This window comes from Seohaeicola sp. 4SK31 (assembly GCF_028802875.1).
GTDB lineage: Bacteria > Pseudomonadota > Alphaproteobacteria > Rhodobacterales > Rhodobacteraceae > Seohaeicola.
In genome coordinates, this window is the sequence record NZ_JARAMP010000077.1 from 1 (window position 1) to 1,799 (window position 1,799).

Here is a 1,799-nt window from a genome sequence, read left to right on the forward strand (position 1 = left end):
GGGCCAATGCGCCATGGCACATGCCAACTATTTGGGGAGCGCACGCGCCATGGCGCTTAGTGCCCCGCCACTGGCCTACTTTTGCGCCGCCACGTGGCCGGTTTTGTCTCCGCCGTTGACAGCGGATCTCAACTGTCTGTCGATAGGTCCAAGGTTTAGTTAAGCGGGTCATTGTAGACGGTTGCTCAAGTCAAACGCCAGCCTCACTCAACCGATTACCCTTCTGGTCTTGCCAGCAATTGGGCCATTTTGATCAATGCATCTATGTCCTCAATCGAGTTCGGCTCGGCGAGCACGCGGACCGCAACACTTGTCGACTTGCGGATCATCACAATCGGGCGGCGGTGGCCAAAGCTGCGCGACAGTTCGGTCAGCATCTGCCGTGTATCCTTTGAGAACACCTGCTGCGCGAGGGCGGCATTCGTAGCTGCGACAACGTGAGTTGACGGGAACACACCTTTGAAAGCGTCCGTCACATCATTCATTTCATCCACGGTGCTGGTCTCGCTTCCCAACATAAGATTGCGCAACATGCGCCCACTCATCGCGAAGGCAAGCTTGGAACCGAAGCTTTCTGGAATAATCGGATGTGCGATAACGTGACCTTCGACCCGCGGAGCGGTCATGGTGACCGTGGTGATCGTTGGCGCGTTTCCACGCGTTTGGCCGACCATGCCCGTGGGACGCCGGCTCACCACCTTGAAGGGAACGCCTCTAGCCTGACCCTCAACCGTATAGGCCAAAGGTCCAGTGCCACCGGTCAGCGACCATCCTCTCGCTTTCGCTTGCTCAGCAAATCTACGCGTCACGGCTTTCATCCGTATCGCGTTGAGAACGAGGTAGCCAAGAAGTGCTGCCACAGCGAGGCCCAGCATAATCGCGGCGCCTATGTCCATCTATCCCTCCAAGCTTGCCATCACTTTGGTTCGTTTGTTTTTGAATGAAATATGACACAAGATCATTGCACGAGTTCGGCTCAATGTCTGTCGTGCTGGATCAGGAGCTCGTCTGTGCAGGTCTCGTTTCGTTTGGCCAGGACGCTCTACCACTGAATGACATCGGACCATTCGGCTTTGTGAAGCTGAGCCTGTGCGCGCACAAATGGACATAGCGGCACGATGCGCTGCTGTGCGGCACGGGCATCGGCAATCAAGCGATCGACGAGTGCGGCACCAACACCCATGCCCCGCATGGCGTCGGGAACCGAGGTGTGATCTGCAATGACAACGCTCTCGGATAATTTCGAAAGGGTGAGCTCTGCTTCTTCTTTAATCCCGTCTACTCTGCCGACAATCCGCGCTTTGGTCGCTGTGTCAGTGCGGGTAATCGCGATGTCCGCCATGATCAGGGCTCTCCTATGACTGCACCACGATCTCAAACGGGGTGTGTTTCGAAAGGTGATCGAAATGCTCACCGCAATCAACTGCGCACAGGGCACTTCTTCTTTCTGTTAAATCAAGTTCGAACCACGTCATGCCAATAGGCTGAACTTGACATCACTTGCTGTCGAAAAAAGCCTTGATCGTTTTGGCTTGCGCAATGGTATCTGAATATCCCAAGTCGATCAGATCCCCGACATATCCAGGTTCAAACAAGAGGTAACTCTCCAGCCGCCCATCACCGCCCCACGCCCCCGCACTGCGCAGGAGCATGCGCACGGTGCGTGGAAGGTCGGGCGCATGTGCTTGGGCAATCGTTCTCAGATCCTTTGTGGGGCTGAGTAGGATGCTGTCGATGACGCGTAGTGGCGTCTTGTCCCTCTGGTCTTCCGGAATGAGCGCGACGGTATGGTTGATGCG

Annotated in this window: 3 protein-coding genes; all 3 read right to left on the bottom strand. The window is 55.9% G+C overall.

Annotated elements, in window-relative coordinates; translation table 11 throughout:
• Window positions 1-215 precede the first annotated feature (215 nt).
• Window positions 216-896 (bottom strand): hypothetical protein, encoded by a 681-nt coding sequence (locus PVW27_RS21425; protein WP_274561233.1) that lies wholly within the window; start codon window positions 894-896, stop codon window positions 216-218.
• A 146-nt stretch (window positions 897-1,042) separates the two neighbouring features.
• The gene (locus PVW27_RS21430; protein WP_274561235.1) at window positions 1,043-1,342 is read right to left on the bottom strand and encodes a GNAT family N-acetyltransferase; all 300 of its coding nucleotides are present in this window, start codon (window positions 1,340-1,342) and stop codon (window positions 1,043-1,045) included.
• Between the two features lie 154 nt (window positions 1,343-1,496).
• A partial coding sequence (locus tag PVW27_RS21435; RefSeq protein WP_274561236.1) for a hypothetical protein occupies window positions 1,497-1,799 on the bottom strand: 303 nt, incomplete at its 5' end.